19 protein-coding genes and 1 pseudogene are annotated in these 16,496 nt (G+C 37.9%); 15 read left to right on the forward strand and 5 right to left on the reverse strand.

Annotated elements, in window-relative coordinates; all coding sequences use genetic code 11:
• Positions 1–319 precede the first annotated feature (319 nt).
• Entirely contained in the window at positions 320–862 is a 543-nt protein-coding gene (gene pssA / locus AC59HZ_RS01670; protein WP_496544178.1) for a CDP-diacylglycerol--serine O-phosphatidyltransferase, read from the reverse strand.
• 131 nt (positions 863–993) lie between these two features.
• Between pssA and AC59HZ_RS01675 the strand changes: the two genes are divergently transcribed.
• Complete coding sequence (locus tag AC59HZ_RS01675; protein ID WP_496544179.1) at positions 994–1,785, forward strand: phosphatidylserine decarboxylase; 792 nt, start codon at positions 994–996, stop codon at positions 1,783–1,785.
• A gap of 68 nt (positions 1,786–1,853) precedes the next feature.
• On the opposite strand, the gene AC59HZ_RS01680 is transcribed toward AC59HZ_RS01675, so the two are convergent.
• The gene (locus AC59HZ_RS01680) at positions 1,854–1,994 is read right to left on the reverse strand and encodes a sporulation histidine kinase inhibitor Sda (protein ID WP_430066587.1); all 141 of its coding nucleotides are present in this window, start codon (positions 1,992–1,994) and stop codon (positions 1,854–1,856) included.
• Between the two features lie 420 nt (positions 1,995–2,414).
• Here AC59HZ_RS01680 and AC59HZ_RS01685 point away from each other — a divergent pair, with 420 nt between their 5' ends.
• Genes AC59HZ_RS01685 through AC59HZ_RS01720 form a run of 8 tightly spaced genes read left to right on the forward strand, consistent with a single transcriptional unit; the run spans position 2,415 to position 7,445 of the window.
• On the forward strand, positions 2,415–2,930 hold the full coding sequence (locus tag AC59HZ_RS01685) for a YqeG family HAD IIIA-type phosphatase (protein WP_496544180.1): 516 nt from the start codon (positions 2,415–2,417) through the stop codon (positions 2,928–2,930).
• A gap of 6 nt (positions 2,931–2,936) precedes the next feature.
• Positions 2,937–4,040 carry a ribosome biogenesis GTPase YqeH gene (yqeH, locus tag AC59HZ_RS01690; RefSeq protein WP_496544635.1) on the forward strand — a complete coding sequence of 368 codons (1,104 nt, stop codon included), beginning with the start codon at positions 2,937–2,939 and terminating at the stop codon, positions 4,038–4,040.
• Positions 4,041–4,069: 29 nt separating this feature from the next.
• Positions 4,070–4,909, forward strand: coding sequence for a shikimate dehydrogenase (gene aroE / locus AC59HZ_RS01695; RefSeq protein WP_496544181.1), 840 nt, complete (start codon positions 4,070–4,072; stop codon positions 4,907–4,909).
• Complete coding sequence (yhbY, locus tag AC59HZ_RS01700) at positions 4,903–5,193, forward strand: ribosome assembly RNA-binding protein YhbY (protein ID WP_289988074.1); 291 nt, start codon at positions 4,903–4,905, stop codon at positions 5,191–5,193. Before aroE ends, yhbY begins: the two co-directional genes overlap by 7 nt.
• Positions 5,194–5,210: 17 nt before the next feature.
• Complete coding sequence (locus tag AC59HZ_RS01705) at positions 5,211–5,780, forward strand: nicotinate-nucleotide adenylyltransferase (protein WP_496544182.1); 570 nt, start codon at positions 5,211–5,213, stop codon at positions 5,778–5,780.
• Positions 5,770–6,336, forward strand: a complete 567-nt coding sequence (gene yqeK / locus AC59HZ_RS01710) for a bis(5'-nucleosyl)-tetraphosphatase (symmetrical) YqeK (RefSeq protein ID WP_496544183.1) — start codon at positions 5,770–5,772, stop codon at positions 6,334–6,336. Before AC59HZ_RS01705 ends, yqeK begins: the two co-directional genes overlap by 11 nt.
• A 3-nt stretch (positions 6,337–6,339) precedes the next feature.
• Positions 6,340–6,696: a ribosome silencing factor gene (gene rsfS / locus AC59HZ_RS01715; protein ID WP_496544184.1), complete on the forward strand. Its 357-nt coding sequence runs from the start codon at positions 6,340–6,342 to the stop codon at positions 6,694–6,696.
• Positions 6,693–7,445 (forward strand): class I SAM-dependent DNA methyltransferase, encoded by a 753-nt coding sequence (locus AC59HZ_RS01720; RefSeq protein ID WP_496544185.1) that lies wholly within the window; start codon positions 6,693–6,695, stop codon positions 7,443–7,445. Before rsfS ends, AC59HZ_RS01720 begins: the two co-directional genes overlap by 4 nt.
• A gap of 72 nt (positions 7,446–7,517) precedes the next feature.
• On the opposite strand, the gene comER is transcribed toward AC59HZ_RS01720, so the two are convergent.
• Positions 7,518–8,342: a late competence protein ComER gene (gene comER, locus AC59HZ_RS01725; RefSeq protein ID WP_496544186.1), complete on the reverse strand. Its 825-nt coding sequence runs from the start codon at positions 8,340–8,342 to the stop codon at positions 7,518–7,520.
• Between the two features lie 87 nt (positions 8,343–8,429).
• Here comER and AC59HZ_RS01730 point away from each other — a divergent pair, with 87 nt between their 5' ends.
• The 3 genes and pseudogenes from AC59HZ_RS01730 (at position 8,430) to AC59HZ_RS01740 (ending at position 12,010) form a co-directional block, all read left to right on the forward strand.
• Complete coding sequence (locus AC59HZ_RS01730; RefSeq protein WP_496544187.1) at positions 8,430–9,074, forward strand: helix-hairpin-helix domain-containing protein; 645 nt, start codon at positions 8,430–8,432, stop codon at positions 9,072–9,074.
• A gap of 73 nt (positions 9,075–9,147) precedes the next feature.
• Positions 9,148–9,594: pseudogene (locus AC59HZ_RS01735) on the forward strand (ComE operon protein 2); the annotation flags it as partial.
• 88 nt (positions 9,595–9,682) lie between these two features.
• Positions 9,683–12,010, forward strand: a complete 2,328-nt coding sequence (locus AC59HZ_RS01740; protein ID WP_496544188.1) for a DNA internalization-related competence protein ComEC/Rec2 — start codon at positions 9,683–9,685, stop codon at positions 12,008–12,010.
• 77 nt (positions 12,011–12,087) lie between these two features.
• On the opposite strand, the gene AC59HZ_RS01745 is transcribed toward AC59HZ_RS01740, so the two are convergent.
• The gene (locus AC59HZ_RS01745) at positions 12,088–12,219 is read right to left on the reverse strand and encodes a YqzM family protein (protein WP_496544189.1); all 132 of its coding nucleotides are present in this window, start codon (positions 12,217–12,219) and stop codon (positions 12,088–12,090) included.
• Between the two features lie 302 nt (positions 12,220–12,521).
• Between AC59HZ_RS01745 and holA the strand changes: the two genes are divergently transcribed.
• A complete protein-coding gene (gene holA, locus AC59HZ_RS01750; protein WP_496544190.1) occupies positions 12,522–13,538 on the forward strand; it encodes a DNA polymerase III subunit delta in 1,017 nt (338 codons plus the stop codon).
• Positions 13,539–13,576: 38 nt separating this feature from the next.
• Here the strand turns inward: holA and rpsT are convergent, their stop codons facing one another.
• Positions 13,577–13,837 (reverse strand): 30S ribosomal protein S20, encoded by a 261-nt coding sequence (gene rpsT, locus AC59HZ_RS01755; RefSeq protein WP_223591294.1) that lies wholly within the window; start codon positions 13,835–13,837, stop codon positions 13,577–13,579.
• Between the two features lie 218 nt (positions 13,838–14,055).
• On the opposite strand from rpsT, the gene gpr reads away from it, so the two are divergent.
• Together gpr and spoIIP are read left to right on the forward strand one after the other, a co-directional pair.
• Positions 14,056–15,180, forward strand: coding sequence for a GPR endopeptidase (gpr, locus tag AC59HZ_RS01760; protein WP_496544191.1), 1,125 nt, complete (start codon positions 14,056–14,058; stop codon positions 15,178–15,180).
• A gap of 118 nt (positions 15,181–15,298) precedes the next feature.
• Positions 15,299–16,495, forward strand: a complete 1,197-nt coding sequence (spoIIP, locus tag AC59HZ_RS01765; protein ID WP_496544192.1) for a stage II sporulation protein P — start codon at positions 15,299–15,301, stop codon at positions 16,493–16,495.
• The last annotated feature ends 1 nt before the right edge of the window (position 16,496 follow it).

The following is a 16,496-nucleotide window of genomic DNA, read 5'->3' on the forward strand; positions in this document are numbered from 1 at the left end:
TTTTTTGGGCATCTGCCTATTACTAATTCCTATGAAGAAAACGGGAAATTGTGTCTGTCCAGAAAATTTTATTGTTTAAAAAAAAGCTGTGTTAAATTTGGATGTTGATTTGCTCTCCAGGCGCTTCACTTTCCGCGGGCGGTCCGGGGAGCATCCTCGGCGATGAAAGCGCCTGCGGGGTCTCCCCTGTTCCGTACTCCCGCAGGAGTCTCGCGCCTTCCGCTCCAATCAACATAGCCTCAAAATTAAGTTTTTAACACAATAAAAAATAACCTGCCTGGTTATTCCACAAGCAAGTTATTTTTGGATTTCTGAATTATTAAACTTTTTTAAGCTTAAAGGAGCTGACCATTAAGAAGGATAGAATAATAATAATAAATAAGAACGTTTGGGATGGGACGTAGTTAATGGCCAAAAAGCTTAAGGTGGCTAAACAGCCTGCTGCAGTGATCGGTAAACCAGTGAAATATCCATTACTTTCTGTAATGTTAAAACGTGCAAGTCTAAATGCGCCGCAACCAATGTAAAATACAGTGAAAAATGTGCCCGGTCCGCCGAATTCATGCAAAACTCCCTGGTATAGCAATAGTGCAGGAGCCACTCCAAATGATATAATATCACTCATGGAATCCAATTGTTTACCGAGCTCTGATTCGATATTAAACTTTCTTGCAATCAAGCCGTCAAATCGATCTGCCAAGGCTGCAATAAAAATAAGCAATAAGCTTAATCTAAGATTATTGGCATGAAGTGCGAAAATGATTGCAAACCCGCCCAATGATAAATTTGTTAACGTAATTACATTGGCTGTTTGGGATTTTAGCTTTTTGATGGTTTGATCCAAAAAGTCCAACAAAAACATTTCTCCTCATCACTCCTTTTTTAAAAAGACAGAAGGGAATTCCATTTCTTCAGTTTATTCTATATTATTTAATTCTAAGCGTTTTATGCTTTTTCGTAAAGAGTATTTTTACACTATTTGGGGGTCATTTAATGTTGCAAACTATTTATCGTCTCTTGATTGAATTAACGAATGGAAGGTGGACATCCAGCATATTAAAGAGCTTTGCTCGTTCGAATGTAAGTCGGTTTATCGTCCCATCCTTCGCTAGAATCTATCAATTGAATCAAGAAGAAATGGAGAAAGGCTTGTCAGAATTTCCAACTCTTCATGATTTGTTTGTTAGAACGTTGAAAACTGAAGCGAGGGTTATTAATAAGGACCATGACACCGTAACGAGTCCGGTGGATGCTGTAATTGAAGATGTTGGTTCCATCAATGAAAAAAGTGACATTATCGTAAAAGGGAAAACCTACTCCATTGATGAGATGCTTGGGGACCGTGAACTGCTTTCAAAATATTTAAACGGTACATACATGATTCTTTATCTAAGTCCAAGCCATTATCACCGCATCCATAGTCCTGTAAATGGAACGGTAACAAAACAATGGACACTTGGTGCAAAATCATATCCAGTTAATAAATTGGGGTTAAAATACGGAGTCCGAACGCTTGCAAAAAACTACCGCGTCATTACGGAAGTTAAAACAGAATTTGGTCATGTGGCGATTGTAAAGGTTGGCGCAATGTTTGTTAATTCCATCGAGACCACACATAAGGGTTCTGAGTTAGAAAAGGGTGCTGAAATGGCCTACTTCACATTTGGATCCACGGTTGTTTTGCTTTTTGAAAAGGATATTTTCCAGGTTGACGCTACTCTTCAAACTCCTAAGGAAATTAAGGTGGGGGAAAGAATAGGATCTTTAAAGCAACTTGGTTCTTAAAATGACGGCACGTTTATTGTGCCGTTGTTTACATAAAAAAAAAGCCCTTAAGGGGCAGTTTTTGATAATTATGATGTCATTTTGATTTTATTGAATAAGGAACGTCGGTGAATTTCGGATTCAATAAGATTAATAAATTCTGGACTCAATTTTAGTTCTCTTGCTTTAAAATAGGATTCGATTAATAATTCATCTGACAGTTTCCGCACGTCAGAATCCACCTCCGATTTGGATATTAAAGGTTCTATTTGCCGATTAGCAAACATAAAATAGTACGTTCAATTGGTGTACCCTAAATCTACCAAATTTATTCCTATAGAACAATCGTTCTAATTATCCACATAATCCAGTGGATAACTTGTGATTAATTTGTTTATAAAGGGAGGAAAACTGACGGACTCAATGGGTATAATGTTAATAACGTTATCCACAGAGTCTGAGATTGCTGAAATTTGTCGAAAAATATTTTTTTTGTTTTTTATCAATTCTCCATATTTTTGAATCTCATGTATTGTCATGTTTTGATGAACAATAAGAACATGACATTTATTCTTTGTATCAAAGGTTAAAATTGGTTATGATGAGAAGTGCTATGAAGTCTATTTAAAAATCAATGAGGTGTAAGCTTAGTGTTAAAACAATTTTTACCGGATGAACATGTGAAAAGCATTCTAGATATATCACCGGAACAATTAAAGGGACGCGGAGTTAAAGGGATTATCACGGATTTGGATAATACATTAGTCGAATGGGACCGCCCTAATGCGACTCCTGCCCTGATAAGATGGTTTGATGAAATTAAAAAACACAATATCCTTGTCACAATTGTTTCTAATAATAATGAAGAAAGAGTAAAGGCTTTTTCCGATCCCCTCAATATCCCGTTTATTTTTCGCGCTAAAAAGCCAATGGGACCTGCTTTTCACAAAGCCCTGCAACAAATGGGTCTAAAGAAAGAAGAGACAGTCGTTATTGGCGACCAATTATTAACGGATGTACTGGGAGGAAACCGAAGCGGGTTCCATACAATACTAGTTGTTCCAGTTGCGCAGACAGACGGCTTTTTTACAAAATTTAACCGCTTTGCAGAACGAAGAATTTTGAATTGGTTCCGCAAAAAAGGCATGCTTCAGTGGGAGGAATAGGCTGTGATTGACCAACAATATGTATGTATGGGCTGCGGAGTTAAGGTTCAAACAGAAGATTCTGCTAAAATAGGATTTGCACCTGCTTCCGCTTTAGAAAAGGAAATAATTATTTGTCAGCGTTGCTTTCGTTTAAAGCATTATAATGAAGTTCAAGATGTGGACCTTACCGACGATGACTTTTTAAAGATCTTAAATGAAATTGGTAAATCTGATGCATTAATCGTCATGATTGTCGACATTTTTGATTTTAATGGCAGCTGGCTGCCTGGATTGCACCGTTTTGTAGGTAGAAACAAAGTTCTGCTTGTAGGAAATAAGGTCGATTTATTACCTAAATCGGTTAAGCATAATAAATTAATTCATTGGATGAAACAAGAAGCCCGCGAACTTGGCCTAAGGGCAGAGGAGGTATTCCTTGTTAGTGCTGCAAAAGGCTTGAATATTAAAGAAACGGCAGCAGCAATCGATGAGATTCGCATGGGTAAGGACGTTTATATTGTTGGATGTACAAATGTTGGAAAATCGACGTTTATTAATAGAATTATTAAAGAGGTAACAGGGGAGGCAGATGTTATTACCACTTCTCACTTTCCTGGAACTACTTTAGATATCATTGAAATTCCTTTGGATGATGAAAAAGCATTAATTGATACACCAGGAATCATCAACCATCATCAAATGGCTCATTTTGTTGATAAAAAGGATTTAAAAGTGATTACTCCGAAAAAGGAAATAAAGCCGAAGGTTTTTCAATTAAATGAGGGTCAGACCTTGTTTTTTGGCGGACTTGCCCGCTTTGATTATGTAAGCGGAGGAAGAAGATCCTTTGTTTGTTATGTTTCAAATGAAATCAATATTCACAGAACAAAAACGGAAAATGCCACTGAGCTTTATGAAAAGCATGTCGGAGAAATGCTGACCCCTCCACGGATGGAGCAACTAGATTCGTTCCCTGAACTCGTAAAACAGGAATTTATCATCAAAGAAGCAAAGACAGATATTGTTTTTTCGGGGCTTGGCTGGATAACAGTGAATGATCCTGGGGCAAAAGTTGTTGCTTACGTACCTAAAGGAGTTCAAACGCTAATTCGAAAATCTTTAATTTAAAGAATAGAATTTGGGATGAGGAGATACCAATGAAAAAATTATTTGCAGTACTAGGGGATCCAATTGGACATTCCATGTCTCCCATAATGCATAATGATTTATTTTCGTATTATCAGATTGACGGTCAATATCTGCCTTTTCATGTCAAGAATGATGACTTGGAGGATGCTGTTAAAGGATTGAAAGCACTTGGAGTGGGCGGATTTAATATAACGGTTCCACATAAAAGCGCCATTATTCCCTTCCTCGATGAAGTAGAGGAGTTAGCGTTAAATATTGGAGCAGTTAATACTGTTGTCAATGATGGAGGCAAATTAATCGGATATAATACCGATGGCCCTGGATTCTTAAGGGGATTAACGTCGCACATGACTTCAATAGAAGGAAAGAAAGTGTTACTCATTGGAGCAGGCGGAGCTGCAAGAGGGATTTATTTTACTTTAGCTAAGGAAAAGGCGATGGCAATAGACATTGCAAATCGTACGGTGGAAAAGGCTTCTGGGCTTATTGAAGCGTGCCCATACCGTATTTCATCGAGCGCATATACATTGGATGAGGCAAGCAGAAACTTAGAGGAATATGATTTAATCATTCAAACCACGACGATTGGCATGTCACCAAAAATTGCGGAACTGCCGTTAAACGTAACAAATATAAAGAAACAAGCATTAGTATGTGATATAATATACAACCCGATTGAGACGCTATTTTTGCAGGAAGCAAAAGCAAAAGGAGCAAGCATCCAAAACGGCATCGATATGTTCGTTTATCAGGGAGCACTTGCTTTTGAAAAATGGACAGGAATTTTTCCTGATGTAGAAAGAATGCGGGAAAATGTGTTAAACCAACTAGGAGGAAAAACATGTTAACAGGTAAACAAAAAAGATTCTTACGTTCAAAGGCACACCACCTCGACCCTATTTTTCAAGTAGGAAAAGGCGGCGTGAATGAAAATATGATTAAACAGGTAGCGGATGCACTTGAAGCGAGAGAACTTTTTAAAGTGAGCGTTTTGCAAAATTGTGAGGAAGACAAAAACGTAGTTGCCGAGCAGCTGGCAGAGGGTGCAGGTGCGGAAATCGTACAAATTATTGGAAATACAATTGTCCTTTATAAAGAATCTGTGGAGAAGAAGCAAATTACTCTTCCATAAAATTGAGGCGGTGGAGCATGAAGAAAGTTGGAATTTTGGGTGGTACCTTTGATCCGCCCCATTTCGGACATCTTTTGATTGCAAATGAGGTTCTTTTCGCTCTTCAGCTTGACGAGATTTGGTTTATGCCAAATCAGGAGCCTCCGCACAAGAAAAAATCTGACGCAGTAAAAAATGAGGATCGGCTGCATATGCTTCAGTTAGCTATAGGGGAGAATCATGCTTTTCAAATTCAGTCTATTGAACTTGAAAGGGAGGGGCCATCCTATACGGTTGAGACTATGAAGTTAATCAATGACGAATTTCCTGACCATCAATTCTTCTTTATTATTGGGGCAGATATGATTGAGTATTTACCAAACTGGCATAAAATTGACGAGCTCGTAAAGCTCGTTCAATTTGTTGGTGTTGATCGGCCTCAGTACAGCCATCAAACCAGTTACCCTGTCCACTATGTTGACGTACCAGCAATGGATATCTCTTCAAGTATGATCAGAGAGAGAGTAAAAAGCAGGAAGACGGTCCGTTATTTACTGCCAGATTCCGTTATTTCTTATATCGAGGAGAAACAATTATATGGAACGTGAAAGGGCCTTACAGTTAGTAAAGAAACAATTAACCGAACATCGCTACCAGCATACCTTGGGGGTAATGGAAACCGCCATTACCTTAGCAAACCAATATGGTGCAGATGAAAAAAAAGCCGAGCTAGCGGCGATTTTTCATGATTATGCAAAATTTCGTCCAAAGGATGAAATGAAAGAAATTATTGCTACAAAGAGTTTTCCGCAGGATTTGCTTGAATATAATGCTGAGCTATGGCATGCACCTGTAGGTACATATTTAGTTGAGAAGGAAGCTGGTATATCCGACGGTGATGTATTGGATGCAATCCGATACCATACATCCGGCAGGCCGGGAATGACACTTCTTGAAAAAATTATTTATTTGGCAGATTATATTGAACCGGGAAGACATTTTCCAGGGGTCGATGAGGTAAGGGAAATGGCAAAGGAAAGCTTAGATAAAGCATTAATTAAAGCGGTTCAAAATACGATTGTATTCTTAATGAAAAAGAATCAAAGGGTATACCCTGATACTTTTCATACCTATAATGACCTAATAAAAAATTTGGAGGATTGATTAATGGATAAACATGAGTTACTAAAAATTACCGTAAAGGCCGCTGATGATAAGCGGGCAGAAGATATAATGGCATTAAATATGATGGGAATTTCCTTAATTGCGGATTACTTTATTATTTGCCATGGAAATTCGGATAAACAAGTCCAGGCTATTGCCAGAGAGATGAAAGAAAAGGCACAGGAAAATGGCTATGATGTTAAACGGATTGAAGGTTTTGATGAAGCTAGATGGGTATTGATTGATTTAGGGGATGTTGTGGCCCATGTTTTCCATCGTGATGAACGAAGCTATTATAATTTAGAACGTTTATGGGGCGATGCTCCATTAGAAGATATCCGCAGTGAGCTAAATTCATGAGTTATGAACAGTTTGCTTATCTTTACGATGAACTGATGAAGGATGCACCGTATGAAGAGTGGGTCCAGTTTGTCAAAGATAGACTTGTAAGATTTGGTATTGGCGAAGGACCAATAAGATTACTTGATTTAGCTTGCGGCACAGGAGAGCTTTCGGTCCGTTTTGCAGAAGAGGGCTATAAAGTGACCGGCGTCGATTTGTCTGCCGAAATGCTGGCTGTAGCTCATACAAAAGGAGAGAATGCCGGATTAAAGATTCCTTTTTTTCAACAAAACATGGCTGATTTGCAGGGCCATGGAGAATTTGATGTTATTGGTATTTTTTGTGACTCATTGAACTATCTCGAATCTGAGGAAGAAGTAAAGAATACCTTCTTAAATGTTTACCAGCATTTGAGTCAAACTGGAATTTTTATTTTTGATGTGCACTCAATCTACAAAATGACCGAGGTTTTCATCAATCAGACTTTTGCTCATAGTGATGATCATGTGTCCTATATCTGGAATAGCTTCCCTGGTGAAAAGCCTAACAGTGTGGAACATGAGCTGAGCTTTTTTGTATTGGATGAAAAATCGGGAAAATATGACCGTTATGATGAACTTCATTTACAACGGAGCTATTCTATTCAACAATACTCGAATTGGTTAAGCGATGCCGGGTTTGACTTGTTAGAAATTAGTGGTGATTTTGAAAACACTGCACCAACAGATCATTCCGAAAGAATCTTTTTTGCCGCTAGAAAAAAATAATCTAAGCCATCTTTTTTTAAAAGATGGCTTTTTTTATAAAAATATAGAAGGATTTTGTCTTAATTTAGCGAATTAATGATTAGAGAATTGTCCCTCTACCTTTGAAAGGTCCTCTTTAAATTTAGCGTGTGTGGCTTGAAATAGGTGTTCAAACATATCGCCAACCTCATTCTCCAATACTTTAATTCCTTCACCTGTTATCCCGCCCTTTACACAAACCTTTTCCTGAAGTGACGGTAAGGTATAATGACCTTGTTTTAACAATTCACCAAGTCCCACGACCATCTCACTGGCAAATATTGTTGCTGTTTCTTCATCGATTTCCGTTTCTTTCACCGCTGCTTTTATAAAACCCTGAAGTAAATAGCTGAAGAATGCAGGTCCGCAGCTAACAATATCAGAGGAAACTCTCGTAATTTTTTCATTTATAGAAACTGGCACAGATATCTTCGTAATTAATTTTTCAACTTCTGCTCTCCAATGGTCGCTGCAATTTTCTCCAAAGGTAGTTAATGAAACTCCAGCTAATGCACGATTTGTGATACTAGGGATTACCCTGACTACGGAACAGGAAACTTTTTTTTCAATTTGGCTTGTACTGACTGGACTTGTTATGGAAACGAGGCATTTTTCCTTGCCTAAATAGGGATTTATCTCATCAAGTATTTTAAAAATCTGTAATGGTTTCACGCAAATAAATATTAAATCGGACTCTGCTGCAACTTCCACTGCATTCGCCGCAATTTTTATATTATTATATTTATCTTTAAGCAGCATCGCTTTTGACCTTGTTCTATTTGTAATCATTACTGAAGAAGGGGAGATTGCTTTTCCATCAATCAAAGCCTCGACTAAAATCGTCCCCATATTTCCGGTGCCGATGATGCCTATATTCATTGAAACGACCCTCCTTCACATGAAAGATTCTCTTATAACAATATGAAAACCGTTAATGAAATATACCTTTAGAAAGGATGAATCCAATTGAAAGAATGGTTAAATGAACACAAGTTATATGTTATCCTTGCTTCAATGCTAGCTTTTGGCGGACTTTATTATTTCTATATGGGTAATGATGCCCCTTCCACATCAAATCAAACCGTGAGTATGGAAAACACCACCCCTCAAACAAAAGAAAAAGAAGAGGAAAATAATCAGCAGGAAAAACAAACGAAAGTACCTGATAAAATTATGGTGGATGTTAAGGGACAAATTAAGCAGCCTGGGGTTTATCAAGCCAACATAGATGAAAGGGTAATTGATGTTATTAGCCGGGCTGGCGGGTTAACGGACCAAGCTGATAAGGGCCAAGTGAATTTTGCTGAGCATGTCCAGGACGAAATGGTTATCTATATACCAGCAAAGGGGGAGGTGGGCACTGTACCAGGATCTTCTGGAGGTTCACCCTTATCTGGCAGTACGGCTCAAAATGAGGGGAAAATTAATCTTAATAAAGCAGATGAAAACGAATTGCAAAACCTTCCGGGAATCGGACCTTCAAAGGCAGCTGCAATCATTGAATACCGGAATACGAGCGGTCCTTTTAAAGCAGTTGAGGATTTAAAGAACATAAGCGGAATCGGCGATAAAACCTTCGAAAAGTTAAAGGATTTGGTTGTTGTTCATTAAATACTTCATTTGACCAATTTATCCAAGCCGTTTAAACTTTAAATAAAAAGATAGTTTTAAGGAGTGGGAGAAAATGAATCGAATTTCCTGGGATCAATATTTTATGGCACAAAGTCATTTGCTCGCACTAAGAAGCACATGTACCCGTCTTACAGTGGGAGCGACAATTGTCAGAGATAAGCGAATAATTGCTGGAGGTTACAACGGATCGATTGCTGGTGGTGACCATTGTATTGATAAAGGCTGCTATGTAATTGATAACCATTGTGTTAGAACCATTCATGCGGAAATGAATGCACTCTTGCAGTGCGCCAAGTTTGGTGTTCCAACAGCCGATGCTGAAATATATGTTACTCATTTTCCATGTTTACAATGCTGTAAGGCCATTATCCAGGCGGGCATTAAAACGGTCTATTACGCTGAGGATTATAAGAATCACCCTCATGCCATCGAATTATTTGACCAAGCACATGTTAAGATAGAAAAAGTAGAGCTAACTGAATCAATTATTGATTTTCGAAAGGTTAATCAATAATCCTCAAAAATCGCCGGTCTAAACGCCGGCGATTCTCATCCCTCAAAAATTACTTCAATATTGGAGAAAAAACATGTACGGAAAATTTGTGTATTTTGCAATTCCTGCCTTATTAGCGGAGCTATGCGTCCTTAGTAAATTTCTTCCCTTTTTTCTTTTAACCGTGACCTATCTTTATTTCTTATACAAATACAAGAGATTTAACAATCAACAACTATTGCTTATTTTTGCTATTGTATTCGTATTTTTCTTAACTGGACATTCTGCTGTTATTAAAAATAAAACAAAGATTCCAGGTACAGAAACGGCCTTTCTTCTTGAATATATTCAAGATCCCAAAATTGATGGGGATTTGTTGCAGATTCAGGCTATCGATCAACAGTACAAAGAGAAAGTATTAATCCGCTATTCCATCCGATCCGAACAAGAAAAAAAGCTGTTACATAGTAGAAGTTTTTATGGATATTTATGCAGGGCAACTGGCACTTTGGAAAAACCGAAAGTGGCCAAAAATCCTAATGGCTTTAATTACCGCAATTATTTAGCCACTAAAGAAATCTTCTGGATTGTTGAAATCCAAGGAAGCCCCCTTCAGAATTGCGCTCCAGTTCATCAGTCTGCAACAGTCATAATTAAACAGCTCCGTTTTATGGGTGTACGCTACCTTGAAAATCATTTTCCGCCGGAAATCGCCTCACTTTCAGCAGCGTTAATTTTTGGTGATAGAAGTATGCTTGACAGTCAACTCCTTGGGGATTATCAACAAACGGGAATTGTCCATTTATTAGCTATTTCAGGCCTTCATGTCTCCTTGCTTATTGCAATGGTTTTTTATATCGGCATCCGAATGGGATTAACCAGGCAGTTCATGTTGAATTTCTTGCTTATTGTTATTCCGATTTATGTAATCTTAACTGGAGCATCCCCGTCAGTAATACGGTCAGCGCTTATGATCATGCTTTTTTTAATCACAGGTAAATGGAAAAGAATTCTCAAACTTTTGCCGATTGATGCTATTAGTTTGGCATTTATGTTATATATATTTTTTAGTCCGCTGGTTCTTTTTGATATTGGTTTTCAGCTTTCCTTTTCCGTAAGCTTTGTCATTATTTTGTCATCAAGTTCAATTCTTAATGGTTATCACACAAATGGGGCAAAGATGCTGTTTACTTCGATCATTTCCCAATTGGCGGCACTTCCCTTTATACTTTATCATTACTTTGGAATGTCCCTGCTTGGGATATTCGCCAATATGTTATACATTCCGCTTTTCTCTTTTGTTTACCTGCCGGGTTTATATTTATTGTTTTTCATCCAAATCGTTTTTCTTCATACACCGCCATTCCTAATCTCACTATTTTTATTGATAATAAATTTTTTTAATCGTCTTATTAGTGCTCTGGCTGATTTTTCGATTACTTCGTTTGTTCCAGGAAGACCAAACATATTTCTCCTTATAATTTATATTCTCATTATTTACAGAATTTTTTATATTTGGGAATCAAGGTCCACTTTAAAAAGAAATGCGCATCTAATATCTATTACGTTTGTGTTATTTATTTTCCAGCCGAGTTGGAACTTTCTAAATCCATTTGGCGAAGTGACGTTGATTGATGTTGGACAGGGTGATAGTATTTTACTTCATTTCCCTCACGATAATGGAACCTACCTTATTGATACTGGCGGGACGATGCAATTTACGGAGGAAGGTTGGAAAGAGAAGGAAAAACCGTATGAAGTGGGACGGGATGTGGTGGTTCCGTTCTTAAAGGGAAAAGGAATTACTAAGATTGATAAACTTATCCTTACTCATGGTGATATGGATCATATTGGAGGGACGTTTTCCATTCTAAAGGAGATAAAAGTAAACCAAATCCTAATGCCGTCTGTTCGCGATCCTTCGGATACAGAACGAGCCATTGTTAAATTGGCAAAAGAGAAAGGGATTTCTGTAATTGAAGTCTCAAGGGGGAGTCATTGGATCAGTGGGGAAAATGAATTTTATATTCTTTCACCGGAAAAAAATTTTGTAGGTGAAAGGAATCGTGGTTCGATTGCCATGATTGCTCAAATAGGGGAAGTCAGCTGGTTTTTTGGGGGGGATTTAGACCAGGAAGGGGAGGAAGAAATCATCAAAAACTATCCTCATTTAAAAATTAATGTGCTTAAAGCAGGCCATCATGGAAGCAGAACATCGAGTGCTGAAGCCTTCATTTATCAAACAAAGCCGAGTGTTGCGTTAATTTCTGCAGGTGAGCATAATCGTTTTGGCCATCCCCATCAGGAAGTTCTCGAACGTTTAAGGACGGCTAATATTAAGATTTATCGGACTGATATAAAAGGAGCGATTACATATCGTTTTTACCAGGGAAAAGGAACCTTTTCAACCTATTTGCCATAGGATATAGCAATTATCACAGAACTAAAAAAGACTGCAGTTATTGCAGCCCTTTTTACTTACTCATATGTAGCCATTTATTAAGAACCAATTAGCTTAATAACTGTTGCAATAATAAACATGATCGCAAAAAAACCAAAAGAAACCCCAAAACCAACTCCTGAATCAATTGCATCGTTACGTTTACTTATGTTTTTTTCAAATTCGTTCACGATTTACCCCTCCTATTTCAAGATATAGTATAAGCCATTCGCCTGAAAAAATCCAGCCTGCCTCAAATTGCCCTCAATAACTGACAAGTGTTGTCAAAATAGTTTGATTAGGCGCGGGCTACACTATGATTACAAAGAAATTCCGCAAGCATTAAGAAGTTCCTAGGACCTTGATGCTGGCGTTCATTATAGATCGGGAATTGGCACTTTTTAGAAAGCGCTAATTCCCTTTAAATACTTGTCAAATCGTCCAAGCTTCTTTACGATAATATGTGAGTGAAAAAAAGGGGAGCGCTGGGCAAATGTTATTAGATGTTTGGAAGAAAATAAAGCAAAGGGAATTTGCCCCTATTTATTTATTATATGGAACAGAGGCATTTTTAATCAATGAAACAAAACAACTCCTTTTAAACACCGTTTTAGGGGAAGAGGAGAAGGAATTTAATTTCGCTGCGTATGATTTAGAGGAAACACCTATCGAATTAGCCTTGGAAGATGCAGAAACCTTCCCTTTTCTTGGTGATAGAAAGGTTATTTTTTTACATAATCCTGCTTTTTTAACGGCCGAAAAAACAAAAGAAAAAGTGGACCATAATATAACACGATTTGAAGCATATCTAAAGGAGCCAGCACCATACACGATTATGGTTATTTCTGCTCCCTATGAGAAATTGGATGAACGAAAGAAAATCACAAAGGAATTAAAAAGGAACGCTGAAATTGTAGAAGCAAAAAAATTAAATGAGTTTGAATTAAAAAACTGGGTGAAATCAAGGGCGAAATCAAGTGGAATTGAATTTGAGCAAGACGCGATTGACCAATTGCTGGCACTTAGCGGAACAAATATGTTTATGCTTTCAAGTGAAATAGAAAAACTGGCTTTATATGCAGCAGAGAAAAAAAGAATTGATGTATCGATTGTTGAGCAATTAGTGGCAAGGTCACTTGAGCAAAACATTTTTACCCTAGTTGAAAAGGTAGTTCAGCGGAAACTTGATGAAGCATTAAGAATTTATTTTGATTTGTTAAAACAAAATGAAGAACCTATTAAAATATTGGCTCTCCTGGCAGGGCAATTTAGATTGATTTATCAGGTAAAAGAGCTCTCAAGAAGAGGATATGGCCAACAGCAAATTGCGGGATATTTGAAAACTCATCCATTCCGTGTAAAGCTTGCTCTCGGACAGGCAGCCAGCTTTACTGATGAAGACTTATCCCATTTAATGGGCCTCATAGCCGATGCGGACTATCAAATGAAAACGGGCGGGATGAATAAATCATTATTAATCGAAATGCTATTGTTTCGCTTAAAGAAATAAAAAAAACGATTCCTTTAATAAGGAATCGTTTTTTTTTATTATAGAGAGTTAGCTTTTTTCATTAGACGAGATTTTTTACGAGCAGCAGCATTCTTATGGATAAGACCTTTTGCAGCAGCCTTGTCTAATTTACTAGCAGCAGTTACTAATGTTTCTTTTGCAGCAGCTGCATCGTTAGTTGAAATAGCAGCTTCTGCTTTTTTAACAGCAGTACGCATTGCAGATTTAGCAGTTGTATTTTGAGCATTACGAGCTTCGCTTGTTTTTACACGCTTAATAGCAGATTTAATGTTAGGCATTACTTTCACCTCCTACAAAGAATCGAGACTATATGAACTCGACTTAACATTCATTATTAATAATTCGCAACAAGAGATATTTTATCAAATGGTACCCTATATTGCAATATAGAATTTACCTGCTTACTTAGTTTACCCTGCATGTTTTTATCGAAAAGGGGTAAAAATAGGAAATAGTTTCTATTTTAAGGCGATTTTTCGATTAGGAGTGATTTCAAATGGGTGAGTCTGTCGACTTAAGTCAGTATTCTGTTCGAACAGATTTGGCAATTGAAGCAAGGGAAATGGTCCTTGCTGGCAAGGGTGCCTCTGTTCAGCAGGAGGAAAATCTTTCACAAATTGAAGGCGTCATCATCAAAGAAAAAGATGTTGATGATGTAAAAATCTCATTAGTAGAAGTTACAAAACAAGGTGAAGATCAGCTTGGAAAAAAAGCTGGCAGGTATTTAACGTTGGAAGTTCAGGGAATTCGCCAGCAGAACACAGAGGTGCAGCAAAAGGTCGAGGAGATTTTTGCAAAAGAATTCTCTCATTTTTTAGAAGGTTCCGGAATTAAAAAGACAGATTCATGTCTTGTTGTTGGGTTAGGGAACTGGAATGTAACGCCTGATGCGCTGGGACCTATGGTTTGTGAAAATCTCTTGGTTACACGACATCTTTTTCAACTCCAGCCGGAAAATGTAGAGGAAGGATATCGCTCTGTCAGCGCTCTCTCTCCTGGTGTAATGGGGTTAACAGGAATTGAAACGAGCGATATTATTTTTGGGGTGGTAGAAAAAACAAAACCCGATTTCGTAATTGCGATAGATGCCTTGGCATCGCGTTCAATCGAAAGAGTTAATTCTACGATTCAAATTTCCGATACAGGTATTCATCCTGGTTCAGGAGTAGGGAACAAGCGAAAGGAATTAAGTAAGGAAACATTAGGAATTCCTGTAATCGCTATTGGTGTACCAACGGTAGTGGATGCAGTATCCATTACAAGTGACACGATTGACTTCATTCTAAAACATTTTGGTAAAGAGATGAAGGAAGGAAATCGTCCATCACGTGCACTTTCTCCGGCAGGAATGAGCTTTGGTGAACGACGCAAATTGACAGAAGAAGATATGCCTGAAGAAAAGCATCGGAAAACCTTTCTTGGAATGATTGGGACACTTCCTGATGAGGAGAAAAGAAAGTTAATTTACGAAGTTTTGTCCCCGCTTGGCCATAATTTAATGGTAACACCTAAGGAAGTCGATGTTTTTATTGAAGATATGGCAAATTTAATTGCCAATGGTCTGAATTCTTCGCTCCACAGTGCGGTTGATCAGGAGAATGCTGGGTACTATACGAGATAGCAAATTTTTTTGGGGGCCTATTGGCCCCTCGAGAAAATCTCTTATTTATAAAATTGTGGTTCTACCAACTCTAGCAATGTCATAGGATTTACTAGAATCCGTTTTGCGAGGTGGAACCATGAAATCTAAATCTTCAGGAACGTTTGTGATGGTGCAAGGGACAAGTCTATTGAAAGCCGGTGCAGCACTTTTTTTGTTTTTGCTATTGATTTTCTCTATTAGTGGGTTGTTAACCTCGTTAAAACCACAATATCGATTAATGTCGACTTCCGTTAACCAAGCGACCATGAATGTGAACGGCGAACTGCTGTATCAATTGATGGGATGGGAAAATCATCATTTTTTAAAGGTAGATAATAATTGGACAACCGCCCCCAAATTGACCAATTTAGTATTTAAGCTGTCTAGCAATATTAATTTGAATGACCCAAGAAGCTTGCTTGGCCGAGAATTGCCCGGATTTTTTCAATTTGATGGACAAATTGTCGTGGCAGGTGAGGGGACCAATTACACCAATATGCCAATAGAATCCTCACCGCCTATCGAAATTATGAAGGCGGAACGTGAAGCAGCCTTGCAAAATGTAGAGGGTTTGGACAAGCCGGATGATGAGAATATTCGCCCAACACCTGGGCAGACCACAGGCGATCGAAAGGTTGTATATCTATACTTTACACATAATAGGGAATCCTATTTACCCTATCTTAAAGGAGTCACCAACCCGGACTTAGCCTATCATTCGCAAATCAATGTGACAAAAATTGGCGATCATTTAAAAACAAGTTTAGAGGATAGAGGAATTGGAACATTTTTAGATAAGACAGATGTACAGGCAAACTTAAATAAAAAAGGCTTAAATTATGCGAACTCTTACCAAGAATCCCGCTCAATTGTACAAACGGCAATGGCGTCAGATCGTGATTTACATTATTTTATCGATATTCATAGAGATTCTAAACGGAAACCTGAAACAACAGTTACCATTAATGGAAAGTCCTATGCCAAGCTTGCTTTTATTATTGGCGGCAAAAACGCGAATCATGAAAAAAATGAAAAATTAGCAACTGAACTCCATAACCTTATGCAAAAAAAATATAAGGGTTTGAGCAGGGGTGTGATCGTGAAGATGGGTGGAAATGCTGTCTATAATCAAAACCTTGCAGATAATGCGATTTTAATTGAATTTGGCGGTGTAGATAATACCTTTGATGAATTAAATCGATCGGCCGATGCGCTAGCTGACGTGTTTAGCGAATTTTTCTGGCAGGCCGAAAAGGTTAATCAGGATGTTGAACAATCAACAAATAAACAATAGA

Source organism: Neobacillus sp. DZ-9 (assembly GCF_059587065.1).

Bases quoted from the DNA above. Each gene is read 5' to 3' on its own strand.
- aroE (WP_496544181.1), top strand. From the start codon at position 4,070: ATGAAAAAATTATTTGCAGTACTAGGGGATCCAATTGGACATTCCATG.
- pssA (WP_496544178.1), bottom strand. From the start codon at position 862: ATGTTTTTGTTGGACTTTTTGGATCAAACCATCAAAAAGCTAAAATCC.
- gpr (WP_496544191.1), top strand. From the start codon at position 14,056: ATGGGTGAGTCTGTCGACTTAAGTCAGTATTCTGTTCGAACAGATTTG.
- rsfS (WP_496544184.1), top strand. From the start codon at position 6,340: ATGGATAAACATGAGTTACTAAAAATTACCGTAAAGGCCGCTGATGAT.
- AC59HZ_RS01675 (WP_496544179.1), top strand. From the start codon at position 994: ATGTTGCAAACTATTTATCGTCTCTTGATTGAATTAACGAATGGAAGG.
- yqeK (WP_496544183.1), top strand. From the start codon at position 5,770: ATGGAACGTGAAAGGGCCTTACAGTTAGTAAAGAAACAATTAACCGAA.
- AC59HZ_RS01705 (WP_496544182.1), top strand. From the start codon at position 5,211: ATGAAGAAAGTTGGAATTTTGGGTGGTACCTTTGATCCGCCCCATTTC.
- holA (WP_496544190.1), top strand. From the start codon at position 12,522: ATGTTATTAGATGTTTGGAAGAAAATAAAGCAAAGGGAATTTGCCCCT.
- AC59HZ_RS01740 (WP_496544188.1), top strand. From the start codon at position 9,683: ATGTACGGAAAATTTGTGTATTTTGCAATTCCTGCCTTATTAGCGGAG.
- AC59HZ_RS01720 (WP_496544185.1), top strand. From the start codon at position 6,693: ATGAGTTATGAACAGTTTGCTTATCTTTACGATGAACTGATGAAGGAT.
- spoIIP (WP_496544192.1), top strand. From the start codon at position 15,299: ATGAAATCTAAATCTTCAGGAACGTTTGTGATGGTGCAAGGGACAAGT.
- yhbY (WP_289988074.1), top strand. From the start codon at position 4,903: ATGTTAACAGGTAAACAAAAAAGATTCTTACGTTCAAAGGCACACCAC.
- rpsT (WP_223591294.1), bottom strand. From the start codon at position 13,837: ATGCCTAACATTAAATCTGCTATTAAGCGTGTAAAAACAAGCGAAGCT.
- comER (WP_496544186.1), bottom strand. From the start codon at position 8,342: ATGAATATAGGCATCATCGGCACCGGAAATATGGGGACGATTTTAGTC.